This window comes from Pseudarthrobacter sp. fls2-241-R2A-127 (assembly GCF_030209355.1).
Taxonomy (GTDB): Bacteria; Actinomycetota; Actinomycetes; order Actinomycetales; family Micrococcaceae; genus Arthrobacter.
Map to the genome: position 1 here is coordinate 35,933 of NZ_JARVSF010000031.1, position 17,235 is coordinate 53,167.

The 17,235-nt window shown below is 68.2% G+C and carries 15 protein-coding genes; 5 read left to right on the plus strand and 10 right to left on the minus strand.

The genetic code is table 11. The features are described 5' to 3' along the window. The first annotated feature begins 4 nt into the window (after positions 1 to 4). Positions 5 to 2,059 carry a DUF6807 family protein gene (locus tag QRN53_RS17920; RefSeq protein WP_285245160.1) on the plus strand — a complete coding sequence of 685 codons (2,055 nt, stop codon included), beginning with the start codon at positions 5 to 7 and terminating at the stop codon, positions 2,057 to 2,059. Then, on the plus strand, positions 2,056 to 3,171 hold the full coding sequence (locus QRN53_RS17925; RefSeq protein WP_285245161.1) for a M24 family metallopeptidase: 1,116 nt from the start codon (positions 2,056 to 2,058) through the stop codon (positions 3,169 to 3,171). Before QRN53_RS17920 ends, QRN53_RS17925 begins: the two co-directional genes overlap by 4 nt. A gap of 57 nt (positions 3,172 to 3,228) precedes the next feature. Here QRN53_RS17925 and QRN53_RS17930 read toward each other — a convergent pair whose 3' ends face one another. The 5 genes from QRN53_RS17930 to QRN53_RS17950 are packed head-to-tail and all read right to left on the minus strand — an operon-like array spanning position 3,229 to position 9,122. Next, complete coding sequence (locus QRN53_RS17930) at positions 3,229 to 4,680, minus strand: aldehyde dehydrogenase (NADP(+)) (RefSeq protein WP_285245162.1); 1,452 nt, start codon at positions 4,678 to 4,680, stop codon at positions 3,229 to 3,231. Between the two features lie 34 nt (positions 4,681 to 4,714). Then, complete coding sequence (locus tag QRN53_RS17935) at positions 4,715 to 5,818, minus strand: mandelate racemase/muconate lactonizing enzyme family protein (RefSeq protein ID WP_285245163.1); 1,104 nt, start codon at positions 5,816 to 5,818, stop codon at positions 4,715 to 4,717. Beyond that, a complete protein-coding gene (locus QRN53_RS17940; protein ID WP_285245164.1) occupies positions 5,818 to 6,723 on the minus strand; it encodes a 5-dehydro-4-deoxyglucarate dehydratase in 906 nt (301 codons plus the stop codon). The genes QRN53_RS17935 and QRN53_RS17940 overlap by 1 nt, the downstream gene beginning before the upstream one ends. Beyond that, positions 6,720 to 7,685, minus strand: coding sequence for an NAD-dependent epimerase/dehydratase family protein (locus QRN53_RS17945; protein WP_285245165.1), 966 nt, complete (start codon positions 7,683 to 7,685; stop codon positions 6,720 to 6,722). The genes QRN53_RS17940 and QRN53_RS17945 overlap by 4 nt, the downstream gene beginning before the upstream one ends. Before the next feature lie 9 nt (positions 7,686 to 7,694). Next, entirely contained in the window at positions 7,695 to 9,122 is a 1,428-nt protein-coding gene (locus QRN53_RS17950; protein ID WP_285245166.1) for a Gfo/Idh/MocA family protein, read from the minus strand. A gap of 353 nt (positions 9,123 to 9,475) precedes the next feature. Here QRN53_RS17950 and QRN53_RS17955 point away from each other — a divergent pair, with 353 nt between their 5' ends. Then, positions 9,476 to 10,510: a LacI family DNA-binding transcriptional regulator gene (locus QRN53_RS17955; RefSeq protein ID WP_285245167.1), complete on the plus strand. Its 1,035-nt coding sequence runs from the start codon at positions 9,476 to 9,478 to the stop codon at positions 10,508 to 10,510. Between the two features lie 36 nt (positions 10,511 to 10,546). Here QRN53_RS17955 and QRN53_RS17960 read toward each other — a convergent pair whose 3' ends face one another. After that, positions 10,547 to 11,185: an ArsR/SmtB family transcription factor gene (locus tag QRN53_RS17960; protein ID WP_285245168.1), complete on the minus strand. Its 639-nt coding sequence runs from the start codon at positions 11,183 to 11,185 to the stop codon at positions 10,547 to 10,549. An 81-nt stretch (positions 11,186 to 11,266) separates the two neighbouring features. Next, positions 11,267 to 12,478, minus strand: coding sequence for an acetoin utilization protein AcuC (locus QRN53_RS17965; RefSeq protein WP_285245169.1), 1,212 nt, complete (start codon positions 12,476 to 12,478; stop codon positions 11,267 to 11,269). 105 nt (positions 12,479 to 12,583) lie between these two features. Here QRN53_RS17965 and QRN53_RS17970 point away from each other — a divergent pair, with 105 nt between their 5' ends. Both QRN53_RS17970 and QRN53_RS17975 read left to right on the plus strand, forming a co-directional pair. Further along, on the plus strand, positions 12,584 to 14,017 hold the full coding sequence (locus QRN53_RS17970) for a TrkH family potassium uptake protein (protein WP_285245170.1): 1,434 nt from the start codon (positions 12,584 to 12,586) through the stop codon (positions 14,015 to 14,017). 40 nt (positions 14,018 to 14,057) lie between these two features. Continuing rightward, positions 14,058 to 14,696 (plus strand): potassium channel family protein, encoded by a 639-nt coding sequence (locus QRN53_RS17975; protein WP_018761823.1) that lies wholly within the window; start codon positions 14,058 to 14,060, stop codon positions 14,694 to 14,696. On the opposite strand, the gene proC is transcribed toward QRN53_RS17975, so the two are convergent. The 3 genes from proC to QRN53_RS17990 form a co-directional block, all read right to left on the minus strand. Then, positions 14,693 to 15,526, minus strand: a complete 834-nt coding sequence (proC, locus tag QRN53_RS17980; RefSeq protein WP_285245171.1) for a pyrroline-5-carboxylate reductase — start codon at positions 15,524 to 15,526, stop codon at positions 14,693 to 14,695. The two genes, QRN53_RS17975 and proC, sit on opposite strands and share 4 nt — an antisense overlap. Positions 15,527 to 15,801: 275 nt before the next feature. Further along, positions 15,802 to 16,794: a Ppx/GppA phosphatase family protein gene (locus QRN53_RS17985; protein ID WP_285245172.1), complete on the minus strand. Its 993-nt coding sequence runs from the start codon at positions 16,792 to 16,794 to the stop codon at positions 15,802 to 15,804. Positions 16,795 to 16,801: 7 nt separating this feature from the next. Then, positions 16,802 to 17,221 (minus strand): SseB family protein, encoded by a 420-nt coding sequence (locus QRN53_RS17990; protein WP_285245173.1) that lies wholly within the window; start codon positions 17,219 to 17,221, stop codon positions 16,802 to 16,804. Positions 17,222 to 17,235 lie beyond the last annotated feature (14 nt).

The following is a 17,235-nucleotide window of genomic DNA, read 5'->3' on the forward strand; positions in this document are numbered from 1 at the left end:
CGTGATGATTCAGCAAACCGCCTCCACCGAACCCGGGCGCGAGGATGCGCCCAAACCCCCTGTCGCCGTCCCGCGCATTGCCCTGGTGGGCGTGCACGGCTTCGGTGAACGACACCTTGCCAACCTGGCCCGGCTCGAACAGGCCGGCGCCCTGGAGCTGGTGGCCGTCGCCGATCCCAATCCACCGCAGGCGGGCACGCTGGCGGACACGGTGGCAGTGTTCCCCGACCTGGACGCCCTGCTCGCCGCGCAGCCCGGTGCCGACGTCGTCATACTTGCCACTCCCATCCAGACCCATGCGCCGCTGGCCATCGCGGCGCTGTCCGCCGGGATGGACGTCTATGTCGAAAAGCCGCCGGTGGCATCCCTGGCACAGTTCGAGCAGGTCCTTGCCACGGCCAAGGATCACGGCCGCCTGGTCCAGGTAGGCTTCCAGAGCCTTGGCTCCCAAGCCCTGCCCGCCATCCGGGACCTGGTGGAGGCGGGTGAAATCGGCACCGTCCTGGGGCTTAGCGCCACCGGCCAATGGCTGCGGACCAAGGCCTACTACAACCGCTCGCGCTGGGCCGGGAAGCGCAGCCTCGACGGCACGGACGTGGTGGACGGGGTGGCCACAAACGCCCTGGCCCACGCCGTTGCCACTGGACTGCACCTTGCGGGCGCACACACCCTCGCGGACGTCACCACGGTGGAAACGGACCTCTACCGGGCCAACAGCACCCAAAGCGATGACACCTCGATTCTTCGGGTCCGTACCGCAGGCGGAAACACGCTGCTCTGCGCCCTCACCCTCTGTGCCCCCGAACAGCTCAACCCCACCGTCACCGTCCACGGAACCCTGGGCGAGATCACGCTCTCCTACACCGAGGACGAAGTTGTCATCCTCACCCCGGCCGGAGAGCGCCGGGAATTCTTCGGCCGGACAGACCTGCTCGAAAACCTGCTGGATGCCCGTGCCAACGGGACGCCGCTGCTGTCTGGGCTGGAGGACACCGGAGCCTTCACCACCGTCCTGGAAGCCATCCGCACCGCGCCGGCACCCGCTCCGATCGGTGCCGGATTCATCACCTGGGAAGGCGAAGGCGACGACGCCCATCCGGTGGTGCGGGGCATCTCCGAACTGATGGAGCGCGCAGTGCTGGCACAGGCGACCTTCGCCGAGCTGGGTGTTCCCTGGGCCCGTCCCCTTCCGCCGGTCCGGACGCTGGCTGTTGGGGGCCGCCCGGTGGCGGACTACCAGGACGGCAGCCATATCAGGGCTGTGTCTTCCCCGCGCCCCTACCTGCATCCGGTGCGCACTTTGAACGGCACCGTGGTGACCGACCACCAGCCCTTGGACCACGTGTGGCACCTGGGTGCCGGCGTCGCCCTGCAGGACGTGGACGGGGTGAATTTCTGGGGCGGCCGCACCTACACCAGGGAAGCCGGCCAGTACGTTTGGCGCCCGGACCACGGCAGCATTGCCACCACCGGCACCGGATCGTTCCGGGACGACGCCGGCGCGGACCTGCCCGGCATCCTGGAGGAAGCGCTGGCCTGGAACGGGCCGGACGGCTCCCCTGTGCTCCGTGAGGAACGCACCTGGGCGTGGTCCGGCGTCGCACCCTCCACCTGGCGGCTGTCACTGGACTTTGCGCTGTCACCTGCCGGGAGCACGCCGGTCAGCCTGGGCAGCCCGGGCTCCAACGGCCGGTTCGAGGGCGGCTACGGCGGCTTCTTTTGGCGGCTGCCCGAATGCGCGGACGCAGCCGTCTGGACGCCGGCCGGAGCCGGTGAGGCGCAGACCCACGGCAGCATCACGCCGTGGCTCGCCTGGTCAGGAACGTTCGACGGCGGCCCGGCCACCCTGGTGTTCGTGGCCGCCGCTGATTGCACGGATCCCTGGTTTGTCCGGGTGGAAGGCTACCCGGGCGTCGGCCAGTCGCTGGCGTGGGATTCGCCCGTCATCGCCGAACCCGGCACACCGGTGCGGCGGCACATCACCGTTTTCGTGGCCGACGGACTCCTGGCCACCGCCGACATCGAAGCACTGATCAACCAGCAAGGGGACCTGTCATGACCCAGACCGCAGCCGCAGCCGTTCCCCAGCAGGAGGCGCGCCTGGCTCCCGGATCCCCTGGAGACCGGGCGATCAAGCGCCGGCGCGTCCTGGACATCCTCGACGCGGCCGGCCGGGATTCGCTGCTTCTCACCAGCAACACGGCGCTGACGTGGTACTTGGACGGCAGCCGGGTCCACATCAGCCTGGCCGGCGATCCCATCGCTGCCCTGCTTGTTGCCCGCGACGGCGACCACCTGGTGACGTTCAACAACGAAGCCGGCAGGATCGCCGCCGAGGAGCTTCCGCTGGGGGTCAACCTGCACACCGTCCCCTGGTACGCGAACCTGCACCAGGCCGCGGCCGCCGTTGGCAACGGCCTGGTGCCGCCACTGTCCGAGGCAGAGGTCGCCGCCGAACTGCGTGCCGCCCGCCAGCAGCTGCTTCCGGCGGAGAGTGCCCGCTATGCCCTGCTCAGCGCCGAGGTTGCCGGCATCATGACCGATGTCCTGTCCGCTGCCCGCCCGGACACCACCGAATTCGCGCTGGTCTCGGCGTTGGCCGCCCGGGTGGTGGGCGCCGGCGCGGAGCCGCTGGTGCTCCTGTGCAATGGCAGCTCCCGCAGCACCTTCCGGCATCCCCTGGCCACGCACGCGCCCCTGGGCCGTCGTGCCATGGCGGTGGTCTGCGCCCGCCGCGACGGCCTGGTTGCCAACATCACGCGCTGGATCAGGTTCGATGCCGGCACTCCCGGGGAGCGCGACGCCGAGGCCCGCATCGCGGCAGTGGAGGCGGACATTTTCGATGCAACGGTTCCCGGCACCCGCCTGGACCGGATCTTCACCGAGATCCAGGCCGCCTACGTCCGGCATGGCTTCGGCGCGGACCAGTGGGAGCAGCACCACCAGGGCGGCCCCGCCGGTTACGCAGGGCGCGATCCCCGCGTCACCTCGGGCGCCACGGACACGGTGGTGCTGGACCAGGCGTTCACCTGGAACCCATCCGGCCCCGGCGTCAAGATCGAGGACACCGTCCAGCTCACGGAATCCGGTCTCCGCATCCTGACGGTAGATCCGCGCTGGCCGGCGGCCACCGTGAACGGGCTGGAGCGCCCGGTGACCCTGCAACTGTAGGAAACACGAAGAAATCCCCCGGAGCCGAATGGCTGCGGGGGATTTCTTTTCGACCGTTTACGGCAGCTTCAGTTCCCCATCGACCCGGCGCGGAATCCCCAGCGGGTTGGCCTCGCGCAGTGCGGGGTGCAGGACGCTTTCCGGGGCGTCCTGGTAGGCCACGGGGCGCTGGAAGCGACGGACCGCCGTGGCCCCCACCGAGGTGAACAGCGACGTGGTGGCCGGGTACGGGCCGCCGTGCTGCTGGGCCCAGTTCACGGCGACGCCCGTGGGCCAGCCATCGAACAGGACGCGGCCTGCCAAGCCGGAGAGCTGCTCCACGAGCGCGCCGATGTCCTCACCAGGTCCGGCGTGCACAGTGGCGGTCAGGCTGCCGGGAACCTCGGCCAGGACCGCCGAGAGTTCCTGCTGGTCCGTGTATTCGATGAGGATGGTGGTTGGCCCGAAGCACTCTTCAAGCAGCTGCTCCGGCCGCTCCAGGACTTTGGCAGCGGTGGTGGCGAACACCACCGGAGCCGCCCCGTTGGCAGCGGCGTCCTGGTCGATGCTGCCGCCCGCCACTTCCACGCCCTCTACGGCGGCGAAGCTGCGCAGCCCTTCCGGGTAGGCTTCGGCGATGCGGCTGGTCAGCATGCGGGCCGTGGGCTTGTCCTTGCTGGCCTCAGCTACCTGGTGCGCGAAGGAGGTTCCGGCCGGGATGAACACCAGGCCTGGCTTGGTGCAGAACTGGCCTGCACCCATCGTGAACGATCCGGCCAGGCCGGCGGCCAGTTCCGCTGCCCGGGCCTGGAGTGCTGCCGCCGTGATGACCACGGGGTTGAGGCTGCCCAGCTCTCCGTAGAACGGGATGGGATCCGGCCGCGAAGTGGCGAGGTCGAACAGGGCCCGGCCGCCGGGGATGGAGCCGGTGAAGCCAACGGCCTTGATGGCGGGGTCCTGGACCAGCGCCGTTCCCACCTCGCGGCCACTGACCAGCGCGAACAGGCCTTCCGGGGCACCGGCCCCGCGCAGCGCGTCAGCAACGATTTCTGCGGTCCGCTCAGACAGCCGCAGGTGCCCTGAGTGGGCCTTGACGATCACCGAGCAGCCGACCGCGAGCGCTGAGGCCGTGTCACCGCCGGCCACGGAGAAGGCGAACGGGAAGTTCGACGCCGAGAAGACCGCCACCGGCCCGATGGGCCGCAGGATGCGGCGCAGGTCGGGTTTGGGCGGCGTGGCGGCAGGGTCCGCATGGTCGATGACGGCTTCGAGGTAGGAGCCCTCGGTGATGACGGCGGCGAAGAGGCGGAGCTGGCCGGTGGTGCGGGCCACCTCTCCTGTCAGCCGGGGAACCCCCAGGCTGGTCTCGGCTTCGCCGATTTCCACCAGTTCGGCGGCGTTGGCGTCCAGGGCGTCCGCCACCGCATGGAGCCAGGCGGCGCGCTCGGCATCGGTAGCCGCGGCAGCGGTCCTGGCCGCCTCCGTGGCGGCAGCGGTGAGCCCGGACAGGGAAAGGGTTGCAGTTGTCACGTCAAATACCCGTTCTGTGGATGTGCATACGTGGTTACGGTGCGTCCCGGAAGCGGAATCCCAGGCCGAGCTGGTCCGCCGCGGCCACCCGGCTGTTGCTGAACCGCACCGGCGATGGCCCGTCGAGGATGCCCAGCTGCTCGAACGAGGCCTCCTCGACGTCTTCCACCATGGTGGGTTCGGCCAAGGTCAATGCCAGCTGGCCGGAGAGTTCCGGCAGCAGGTGCGGCATCACCTTGATGCTGTTGGTCCGTGCCAGCTCCACGATCCGCCGGAACGGGGTGATGCCGCCTACCCGGATGATGTTGGGCTGGATGATGTCCACCGCCTCCGCTTCAATGAAATCGCGGAAACGGTAGATGGTGTGCAGGTTTTCGCCCAGGGCAATGGGCACCGGGGAATGTTTGCGCAGCCGGCGGTAGGCCCAGAGATCATCCGCCCGGATGGGTTCCTCCAGCCATTCGAGGCCGAATTCGGCCAGGACGTCCAGTGCCCTGAAGGTGGTGGGCAGATCCCACCGCTGGTTGGCGTCGATCATGAGCCGCCGGCCCGGGCCCAGCACGGACCGCACGGCGGCCACCCGCTCTGCGTCCTCGCGCAGGTCCGGCTTTCCCACCTTGATCTTGATGGCCTGGTGGCCGGCGGCAACCCAGCGTTCGGCCTGTGCCACCAGCTCCTCCAAGGTGTAGTGCAGGTTCACGCCGGAGCCGTAGACTTCGGCGGAGTCCTGCCGCTGGCCGAGCAGCCCGGTAACCGAGGTCTGCGCGCGGCGTGCCTGCAGGTCCCAGAGCGCGAGGTCCGCTCCGGCCATGGCAATGGTGGTCAATCCCCCGCCGCCGGCCTCGTGCAGCCGCTTCCAGAGCACGTCCCACACCCCCTCGGGAGTGGCGGGCAGCCCGGTGACAAAAGGGGCGATGTCGTGATCAAGCAGCGCCTTGACTGCCTGGGGACCGATGGTGGGCGTCCAGGAGAAACCAAAGCCCGTGCCGCCGTCGTCCGTGGAGACCTCCGTGGCGATGACGTGGTTCTCCGGGGCGTCATCTCCCCAGCTCCGGCGGAGCGGCACCGTGATGAGCCGCGTGGACAGTCCCGTGATGCGCGGAACTGTTCTGACTGTCGCGGCCGCGAGGGCACCCATCAGCGGCCGGCCAGCTCGTAGCCCCGGGCGAGGATGGCCTTGAGTTCCACCAACTGTTCCTCGGTGGGGTCCACCAGCGGCGGCCGGACCTGGCCCACCGGAAGGCCGCCCAGGCGCAGGCCGGCCTTGATCAGGGAGACGCCGAACCCGGGCGTCTGGTCGCGCAGGCGGACCAGTGGAGCGTAGAAGCCCTCCAGCAGGGCGTTGCGGCGGTCCTCGTCTCCGGAAACGTAGGCGTCGTAGTACGCCTTGGCGATCTCCGGCGCCATCGCGAACGCGGCCGACGAATACAGCGGGATCCCCAGGCCGCGGTAGGCGCCCTGCGTCAACTCGGCGGTGAGCAGGCCGTTGAAGAACGCGAAGTCCTCCCGGCCGGCGGCCTTGACGGCGGACACGATCTCCTGGGCCAGGCCAACGTCGCCCAGGCCGTCCTTGAAGCCGATGACCTTGGGGTTTGCGGCCAGCTTGGCCATGGACGCCGCCGTGAACTTTGCGTTGCCGCGGTGATAGACGATCACCGGCAGGCTGCTGGCGTTCGCCACGGCCTCGATGTAGGCCACCAATCCGTCGGTGGGTCCGGTCACCAGGTACGGCGGCAGCACCAGGAGGGCGTCGGCGCCGGCTTCCTCTGCAACCCGGGCGGCGGCCAGGGCGTGGCCCAGCGGTCCGCCCGCCCCGGCCACCACAGGGACCTTCCCGGCGACGATCTCGACGGCGGCCGCCACGACGGTGCGGACCTCGTCGATGCTGAGGGCATGGAATTCACCGGTGCCGCAGGCAGGGAACACGCCGCCGGGACCAAAGGGCAGGCGGGAACCGATGTGTTCCTTGAGCAGTTCCACGTCAACGGCTCCTTCGGCCGTGAACGGGGTGACGGGGAAGAACAGTACGCCGTCGAATTTCATGGTGTCTCCTTGCTTCCGCCGCCGGCAGTGACCAGCGCGGAAGCCTCGTCGTTGAGGGTGTGGCGGGACGTGAGTTCGGTGCGCCAGCTGCGCCGGGGCTGCCAGCCCAGGAGCTCCTGGGCCTTGGCGATCGAGAAGGCCGGGCTGGTCCCGGTCAGGCCTGCGCTGATGTCGTCGCTGCCCGGCAGGAACCTGGGCATGAGCTCCGCCAGCGGCGCGGTTGCCAAGGCGTCCGAGGCTCCGACGAAGAAGGTTTCCCCGTTGGGAATGTCCGTCATTTTCCGGAGCAGCAGGTCAAGGAAGTCCGCGACGTCGCGGGCATCAACGTAGTTGAACAGGGCCGGTGCGGAAAGGGCGGGATCGGCCAGCCGCTCAGCCAGGGTGTGGCCCTGTTGCGTGGGCGCCCCCTCCCACTCCTCCGGAGAGATCACAAAGCACGGGCGGAACGCCGCGTACCGGATCCGCTCCCCCTGGGCGGCGGCGAACATCTGCACGGTCTGTTCGGCGATGAGCTTGGACAGCGCGTAGGCGTTCCACGGCTTGGGCGGCGTCCGCTCGTCGAGCGGGAACGACGGCGGCAGCCAGCCCGCGGGCGAGCCATAGCCGAGCACGGTGGGGCTGCTGGCGGTGATGATCCTGGGCACGCCCAGTTCCGTCGCCGCGCTGATCACGGTGAAGGCGAGCCGGGTGTTGGTGCCGAAGATGACGTCCTCCGGCGCGCTGAACGGGACAGCGATCGCCGCAAGATGGATGACGGCGTCGGGCCGTGCCTCCCGGAGGAGTCGCAGCGCCTCCCCCGGCGCCAGCAGGTCCGCGGTCTCCTGCACGACGCCGGGCGGCAGTTGGTCAGCGGGCACGGCGTCACGGTCCACGGAGACCACCTCGTGGCCGGCTTGGGCCAGCCCCGCCACGACGCTGCGGCCCAGGCGGCCGGAGCCGCCGGTGACGAATATCCTGCTCATGGTTCTTCCTTACTTGCCGCGGCGGAGGTCGACGCCGAGGTCCAGGTCCGCCACGCGGATGGGCAGCGAGGTTTCGAGCGACTGGTTGCCGGCAATCCCCACGGATACTGAACGCAGCCCGTCGAGGTAGCCGGAGGGGCGGCCAAGGGGATCCTCGCCGGGTCCGTCGAAGAGGTCCGAGAGCAGCAGTTCGTCGCCCCCGCCGTGGCCGCCTTCGCCGTTGATGATCGGCACCTCGTACGCGGCCTCCCAGTGGCGCTGGACCACCAGCCGTTCGCCGTTGCGGCGGACGGCGTCCTCTTCTTCCACAGGGGTTGCGCTGGGGTCCACGACAGTCTTCCGGTCAGTGCTGTGCAGCACGGCGGCGCGTTCCACCACCTCGAGCTCAGCGCGGCCCTCGGTGCCGTTGACCGCCACCCGGTAGCCTTCCCAGGGGCTGTGGGCGTTCAGCGAGTAGCTCAGCCGCGGGCCGCCCTGGTATTCAACCACCAGTGCCAGGTTGTCCTCGATGGTGATGCCGCTGGTGAAGACGTCCTGGTCGCGGCGGTAGCCGTCGTAGTGTTCGTTGTCCAGGAAGAGCGCCTTGAGCCGCTCGTCCTCGCGCAGGTCAAGCGCGAACGGGTCCTTTTCGCCGGCGGGGGCACCGGCATCGGGCGTTCCGCGCTCGGGACGGGGGCCGAGCCCGCGTTCGGCGGCGTTCTTGTCGCCATAGAATTTCAGGCCGCCGGAGGCGAAGACGCGCTCCGGAACGTCGTTGATCCACCAGTTGACGAGGTCGAAGTGGTGGGACGCCTTGTGGATGAGGAGGCCGCCGGAGTTCTTCTTCTCCCGGTGCCAGCGGCGGAAGTAGTCCGCGCCGTGCACGGTGTCCAGGACCCAGCTGAAGTCGATCGAGGTGACCTTGCCGATCACGCCGCTCTGGATGATTTCCTTGAGGGCGCTGTTCCGGGGCGAGTAGCGGTAGTTGAACGTCACCACGACGTTCCGGCCGGTTTCCTGGACCGCCTTGGTGATGCGGCGGCAGCCCTCGGCATCGATGGTGAGGGGTTTCTCCACCACAACATCGGCGCCGGCCCGGAGGGCTTCGACGATGTAGTCCGCGTGGGTGTAGTCGGGCGTGGTCACTACAACGCGGTCGATGTTGTTGGCCTGGATGAAGGCGGTCAGGTCCGCGGGATCAAACGAGGCAATGGGGCCGGGGGCGCCGAGTTCCTGGATGAGGTTCTGGTAGAACTCCACGCGACCGGGGTTCACGTCCGCGAACGCCACCAGTTCCGCGGTGTCGGCGTGCTTGCCAAACACGGCGCGGATGTACATTTCGGAACGCCCTCCGGTGCCGACCAGCGCAAGGCGCGCCTTGCGGCCGTCGTGGGTGGAGCTGCCGGCAGCCGTGTGGGGAGCAGCTGCGGCCGACGTCGTCTCGGCTGTGTTGACCATGTGGGGTCCCTTTCGAAATCTCATTTGCCCGGCCGCCGGGACGGCCGCTGCGGTTCGGCGGTGGCACTCTGCTGCACTTGCCTGAGAAAGCGTTTTCTCAGTTCGCTATAGAAGTTGTATCAACCCGCCCACCCATCCGTCAACCACTTCAGGTACGGCTGGAAAGCGTTTTCTGGTCGAGCGGAGATCGCCCCGGGCGTTCGCCGCGGAAAACTGTCGGGAAAAGGGTAGAAATCGTTTTCCAGCTCCCGTATATGCTGTCTCTCAAAGCACCTGCCACCCGGGGGCTTGAGAGCCGGGCGCCTGCCGCTCCCGGCAGCGTCAGCCCGGGTGGCACGAAGGAAGGGTTCCCCATGGCCAGGAAATCGGCAAGCGGCCGGATCGGCATCGCGGATGTCGCCGTGAAGGCAGGAGTCTCACACGCCACGGTTTCGCGTGTCATGAACGGGAACTTCACCGTGGACCCGGACATCGCCGCCAGGGTCCGCGCCGCCGCCGCTGAACTGAAGTACCAGCCCAACCCGGTGGGCCGCAGCCTGGCGCTGGGAAAGACGGACACGATCGGCATCGTGGTGCCGGACCTGGCGAACCCCACGTTCCAGGCCATCCTTCGAGGCCTGAGCCGGGCCGCGGCACAGGATGGCTACCGGGTGCTGATCGCGGACTCGTTCGAGGTCTCCAGCGAGGAATCCATCCTGGCCGGCGAGGCGCGCCGCCGCTGCGACGGCCTGGTCCTCTGCGCCCCACGAATGTCGGATGCCGAACTGACGGAAATCGCACCGTCGCTCCACCCGCTGGTACTGATCAACCGCACCACTGACGCACCGGACGTCCCCAGCCTGGTGGTGGACTATGGCCACGGGGTCCAGGACATTGCCGGGCACCTGGTGGAACTGGGGCACACCCGCCTGGCCTTCCTGGCCGGGCCTCCCCGGAGCGCCTCCAACGAAATGCGGCTCAAGGGCCTGGAGGCCTTCAAGGATGCCCACCCGCAGGTAGAGGTGACCATGCTCGAGGGCGGTTCGGACTTCGACACCGGGCATGAGGCAGTGGATGCGGTCCTGGCGAGCGGCGCCACCGGCATCCTCGCCTTCAACGACCTCGTGGCCATGGGGTTGATGAGCGGACTGCACGAACGCGGGCTGGACGTGCCGGGCGACATCTCCGTCACCGGGTTCGACGACATTCCGTTCGCCAGGTACACGACGCCGGCACTCACCACCGCGGCCGTCCCTATCACCGAACTGGGCGAGCAGGCCTGGCACCAGCTGCGGGCATTGATCCGCAAGGAAGGGAACGAGGTGCCCGGCACCCGCTTCCAGCCCCGGCTCGAAGTCCGGGCGAGCACTGGCCCGGCCAAGGCGTCGCGGAGCGCCGTCCACGGCTAGCCGCGGCGGGGCTCCGCTCCCACCACCTCCGCCAACCTATTTCTTCCGGCCGAACTTGGGCAGGTTGGGGAGGTTTGCCAGCAGGTCCGCCGCTTTGGTGGCCGCGCGGCCAACACTGCGTCCGATCTGCTGGGGAACACTGTCATCGCTCAGCGGGGCGGCGGTTCCACCGGGAATGACGACGGCGGGGCTCAGCTCGGCCCCTTCCCGCACCAGGACAGCCGCCGCGGCTTCTTCCTGGCCCTGCGGCACGAGGCCGGGTTCAACGGCGGCAGGTGCTTCCGGCAGGCCAGGTGCGGCGGTGCCCGACGCGGACCGGCCTTTCGTCGCTGACCCACCGTTGGCTGATGCGCTGCCGGCCGGGCCGTTCTTTGGTGATGCGCCGGCAGGGGACGCGGCAGCCTTGGCGGCCGGGCCGACGTCGAACGTCTCCAGCCAGCTGGCGATTCCTTCCAGCGGACCCCGGTTCAAGGCGTAGTAGCGCTTTTGGCCCTGCGCACGCATGCTGACCAGTTGCGCCTCCCGCAGGACTTTCAGGTGCTTGGAAATGGTGGGCTGGCTGGCGTCCAGCTCCTCCACCAGCTCCCCCACGGCTTTATCCCCCGTCCTGAGGGCCACCAGGATGTCCCGCCGGGTGGATTCCGCTATGACGGCAAATACGTCGTCTGTCACCATGCCTCCCACCCTAGCGACATATACGCCGAAAGGCATCAACTATTTCGGTGGCCCCTCGTCCCGGTCCGGCGGCCCGGCCTGCTAGTCGAACCAGGGGTCCAGCCCGTGCAGCGGGAACACCGCCTTGCGGGTAGCCATGACGGTGCGGTCTACGGCGTCATTGGGGTCGAAGCCCACTTCCCAGGAGCGCCACCACAACTCCACGTCATCCCCCATCAGCGCGGGGGCCACGGTCCCGAATTTCTCCGCCACGTACTGCCGCCAGTCCTCGGGCACGGGGGTACGCAGCGGCACGGGCCTTCCGGCGGCGATCGCCACCAGGTGGCTCCACGCCCGCGGCACCACGTCCAGGACGTTGTAGCCTCCGCCCCCGGTGGCGATCCAGCGGCCGCCGCAGAACCGTTCTGCCAGGTTTGCGACCGCGTTCGCGGCCTCGCGCTGCCCGTCGACGCTGAGGTTGAGGTGCGTGAGGGGGTCGCTGCGGTGCGAATCGCAGCCGTGCTGGCTCACAATCACTTCCGGTTCGAACGCGCCCACCAATTGCGGCACGATGGCGTAGAACGCCCGCAGCCAGCCGGCGTCGCCGGTGCCGGCGGGCAGCGCCACGTTCACGGCCGTTCCCTCGGCCGCGGGGCCGCCGATCTCATTGGCGAAGCCGGTTCCGGGGAAGAGGGTCAGGCCCGTTTCGTGCAGCGAGAGCGTCAGGACCCGGGGGTCGTCCCAGAAGATGTTCTGCGTGCCGTCGCCGTGGTGGGCGTCGACGTCGATGTAAGCCACTTTTCCGACGCCGCCGTCAAGGAGCCGTTGCACGGCCAGGGCGGCGTCGTTGTAGATACAGAATCCGCTGGCCCGGTCCCGGGAGGCGTGGTGCATGCCGCCGCCGAAGTTGACCGCATGCACGGCCCAGCCCTCCAGCACACCCTGGGCCGCCATCAGGGAGCCGCCGGCCAGCCGCGCCGCTGCCTCATGCATTCTCGCGAAGGCCGGGTCATCCTCGGTTCCCAGCCCGCGTGATTCGTCCGGCCGGGAGGGGTCGGCGCTGACGCGGCGCACCGCGGCGACATAATCCGTCGAATGCACCGCTTCCAGTTCCGCGTCGGATGCCGTCTCAGGCGCCTGGACGTCCACGTGGTCCAGGTCGAAGAGGCCCAGGCTGCGCGACAGGCGGGCCGTCAGGTCCATCCGTTCCGGCGCCATGGGGTGGCCCGGGCCAAAATTGTAGGCAGTCATGTCGGGGCTCCACGCCACCATCGTCGGCGGCGCGGGCTGGCTTAGACCGGGCAGATATGTCATCAATCACAGGCTACCCGAGCCCGCCGGAGTCCCCGCCAGGCCATGAAGCCTGGCTTTAGTGGTTTACTACTGGGGGAAGCAGTTTCGACCGAGGAAAAGCCACACATGACGCAGAGCCAGTCAAGGCCCCGGACCCCGGCCAGCTGGCACCCCCCAGCGCAGGAGCGGGAGGGCCTCTGGATCTTCACGCGGCTTCGCGACTTCATCGACGACATCGCCAACACCTCCCCCGCCCGGCTTGCCCTGACTGCGTTCGCCTCCGTCTGCGTGGTTTTCACATTCCTGCTCTCCCTGCCCGTGGCTTCGGCCGACGGAACCGCCACCCCCATCCACGAGGCCCTGTTCACCGCAGTCTCGGCCGTGTGCGTGACGGGACTGACGGTGGTGTCCACGGCGGTGCACTGGTCCTTTTTCGGCCAGCTGGTGATCCTGGTGGGCATCTTCATCGGCGGCTTGGGCACCCTGACGCTGGCCTCGCTGCTGGCACTGATGGTGAGCAAGCGGCTGGGAGTCCGCGGGAAGATCATTGCGGCGGAATCCATGAACAACGCCGGCCGCCTCGGTGAGGTGGGCACCCTGCTCCGGATCGTCATCACCACCTCCGTGGTCATCGAGGGCGTCCTGGCCCTGGCCCTCGTTCCCCGGTTCCTGACCCTCGGGGAGCCCTTCTGGCAGTCGGTGTGGCACGGCATCTTCTATGCCATTTCCTCGTTCAACAACGCCGGTTTCACCCCGCACTCGGACGGCATCGTGCCCTACGAGACGGACCTGTGGATCCTCATCCCCCTGATGGTGGGGGTGTTCCTGGGCAGCCTTGGCTTCCCCGTGGTGATGGTCCTCCAGCAGAACGGCCTGAACTGGAAAAAGTGGAACCTGCACACCAAGCTCACCATCCAGGTATCGCTGATCCTCCTGGTGGCCGGGGCGTTCCTGTGGGCGCTCATGGAGTGGGACAACGTCCGGACCATCGGCACCATGGGCGTGGGCGACAAGATCACCCACGCGCTGTTCGCCTCCGTGATGACGCGGTCCGGCGGGTTCAACCTGGTGGATCAGAACCAGATGGATTCGACCACCATGCTGCTGACGGACGCCCTGATGTTCGCCGGCGGCGGCTCCGCGTCCACGGCGGGCGGCATCAAGGTCACCACCATCGCCGTGATGTTCCTGGCCATCGTCGCCGAGGCCCGCGGTGACGCGGATGTCAAGGTCTACGGCAGGACCATCCCGCAAGGAAGCATGCGCGTGGCCATCTCCGTGATCGTCGCAGGCGCCACCCTGGTGTCCGTGTCCGCTTTCCTGCTGCTCCACATCAGTGGCCAGTCACTGGACCGGGTGCTGTTTGAAACCATTTCCGCGTTCGCCACGGTGGGCCTGAGCACCAACCTCAGCGCCGAGATGCCCCCTGCCGGTGTCTACGTCCTCACGGCCCTGATGTTCGCGGGCCGCGTGGGAACCGTTACCCTCGCAGCCGCCCTGGCCCTGCGCCAGCGCAGCCAGTTGTACCACTACCCCGAAGAGAGGCCCATCATTGGCTAGTTCCACAGACGCCCCCCGGCGCCCTGCCCACAATGCCCCGGTGCTGGTGATCGGGCTGGGCCGCTTCGGATCATCCACCGCAGAGCAGCTGGTCAAACAGGGCCGGGAAGTGCTCGCGATTGAACGCGACCGGAACCTGGTGCAGAAGTGGGCGCCGCTCCTGACCCACGTGGTGGAGGCTGACGCCACCAACATCGACGCCCTGCGCCAGCTCGGCGCGCAGGAGTTCAGTTCCGCCGTGGTGGGCGTGGGTACGTCCATCGAGTCCTCCGTGCTGATCACCGTCAACCTGGTGGACCTGGGCATCGAACACCTTTGGGTCAAGGCCATTACCCCCTCACACGGCAAGATCCTGACGCGGATCGGGGCCAACCACGTCATCTACCCGGAGGCCGACGCGGGCGTCCGCGCGGCGCACCTGGTGTCGGGCCGGATGCTGGACTTCATCGAGTTCGACGACGACTTCGCCATTGTGAAGATGTACCCTCCGCGCGAGACCGTGGGGTTCACGCTGGACGAGTCGAAGGTCCGGTCCAAGTACGGCGTGACCATCGTGGGCGTGAAGTCCCCGGGCGAGGACTTCACCTACGCCCGGCCCGAGACCAAGGTGTCCTCGCGGGACATGCTCATAGTCTCCGGGCACGTGGACCTGCTGGAACGGTTTGCCGCCCGGCCCTAGCCGAGTTGCTTGGTGATCTCCGCTGCCCGGTCGGCTGCCGCCTTGGCGCCGGCGGCGATGATGGCCGGGATGCCCTGTTCGTCGAACGTGGCGATGGCCCGCTCCGTGGTGCCGTTGGGGCTGGTGACCGCTTTGCGCAGCGCGGAAGGGTCCGCCCCTGGTTCGGCGAGCATGAAGCCTGCCCCGGCCACCGTTTCGCGTGCCAGGAGCAGGGACAGCTCGCGGTCCAGTCCCAGCTCCTCCCCCGCGGAGGCCATGGCCTCCGCCAGGTAGAAAGCGTAAGCCGGGCCCGAGCCACTGATGGCTGACAGTGCATCCACCTGCTCCTCCGGCACTTCCACAACGGTCCCGGCACCTTGCAGGATGTCCTTGACCTTCCCAAGCTGCTCGGCCGTGCAGTGGCTGCCGGGCGAGACGGACACGACGCCGCGGCCCAGCTTGGCCGGTGTGTTGGGCATGGTCCGGATGACCGGCTGGCCGGCGGGGAGCGCGGCTTCCAGCTGGGCGATGGACACTGCCGCGGCGACGCTGACCACCACAGTTTCCGGCGAAAGGGCCGGGCTGATTTCCCGGGCCAGGTCCGAGATTCCCACCGGCTTGACGCCAAGGATGACGACGGCGGATCCCTTGGTGGCCTGTTTGTTGTTGTCCGGTTCTTCCTCGCCGGCGATCGCGGTAATACCGGGGTACCGCTCCGCGAGTTCCGAGGCGCGCTCCGCACGGCGGACGGTGGCCACCACATCACCCGGGTCCGTGCCGGCCTCCAGCAGCCCGCCAAGAATGGCCTCGTTCATGGATCCACAGCCAAGGAATGCAATTCGGTTGCTCATGCCTCCATCATTGCAGTTCGCACGCATTCACAGGCAACTCCCATGTTCAGCGCAGGCAGCGCACAACTTGGGCTCCTAACGTAGTTATTACCTCATTGAGGGTGCGAGTGATGCGGCAGGCATGGGGATGCCTGCCAGGGCACCGGTGGTTCGGCAACAGGTTTTCCCCCATTTTCCTGATTGCCGGCCCCGGTGCTTCCGCTTTTAAGCGCCGCGCAACCCGAGGCACTGCCTGGCACGGCGGAACTGTTGTTTCCCGGCTGGCGGCATGGTTCCTAGATGGCAGCTTCGACCGGGTATGACGCGGCCACCACGTGGGGCGCCGGATCCAGCGGCCCGGCGAAGACCAGCTGGTCCAGGCGGCGCAGGATGAGGCCTTCACGCAGGGCCCAGGGGCAGATGCGCAGCTTCTTGAACTTGAACATTTCCAGGGCAGCCTCGGCCACCAGCGCGCCGGCGAGGAGCTGGTGCGCCCGCGCTTCGGAGACGCCGGGAAGATGCAGCCTGTCCTCCGAGCTCATGGCCGAGATCCGCTGGGTCCAGATGCCGAGGTCGGAGGCATGCAGTTCACGCTTGACGTACGGGCCTTCGGCGCTGGGCGCGGCCCCTGCGATCCGTGCCAGGGAGCGGAAGGTCTTGGAGGTCCCCGCCACCACGTTGGCCCGGCCCAGGCCGTCAAATTCCCGCACAGCAGGTTTGAGGGTGGCCCTGATGTAGCGCCGGAGTTCCTTGACGCTTTTGGCCGACGGCGGGTCCTCAGGAAACCAGTCCCGCGTGAGCCTGCTGGCACCCAGCGGCACGGACGTGGCCACCTCCGGAAGTTCATCCTGGCCGAAAGCCATTTCGAAGGAGCCGCCGCCGATGTCCAGGTTCAGGATGGGGCCGGCACCCCACCCGTGCCAGCGCCGCACCGCGAAGAACGTCATGGAGGCTTCTTCACTCCCGGTGAGTTCCTGGAGCGTCACCGTGGTCTCGTGCTTGACCCGGGCCAGCACGGCGGGGCCGTTGGTGGCCTCACGGATAGCCGAGGTACAAAACGCCAGCAGGTCTTCGGCCTTGTGCCGGGCGGCGAATTCCCACGCTTCCAGTACGAAATCGATCAGCTCGTGCTGGCCTTCGTCACTGATGCTGCCGTCCGGTTCGAGGTATTGGACCAAGGATAGGGGCCGCTTGTGGGACGCAAACGGGACCGGCTGCGCACCGGGGTGGGCGTCCACCAGGAGCAGGTGGACAGTATTGGACCCGATGTCGAGGACGCCTAGACGCATGGAGACATTATTCCTCGTCGGCGCGCTTGAAGTCGCGCCGGATGTTCGCAACGCCTTCCGGATCGATTTCGAACCCATAGGCGGCACCGGGGTTGATCACCATGCCCAGTTCGTCGCCGATGTTGGCAATGATGGCCGCGCCCTGGGTGCCCAGCACGTTGGGTGCGGCTTCCAGGTACTGCTGGTCCACCCGGGTGGGGTGCGAGAAAACGGCGAGGACGGGGCGGCCGTCGGCGTTGGCAAGGACCAGCGGCTCAACCTGGGAATCCACGCCCTCCACCGTGTCCGAGCTGATGATGTAGACCTCGCTGTTCAGGAAGGACAGGATGACGTCCACAGGATTGGCGTCTTCCTGCCCGCCGGTGGCGAGCTTCTCCTCGAGGTCGTTGAGCGGCTGGAGATCCGTGTGCGCGGGCTGTTCAGTCATACCGTCTACCCGAT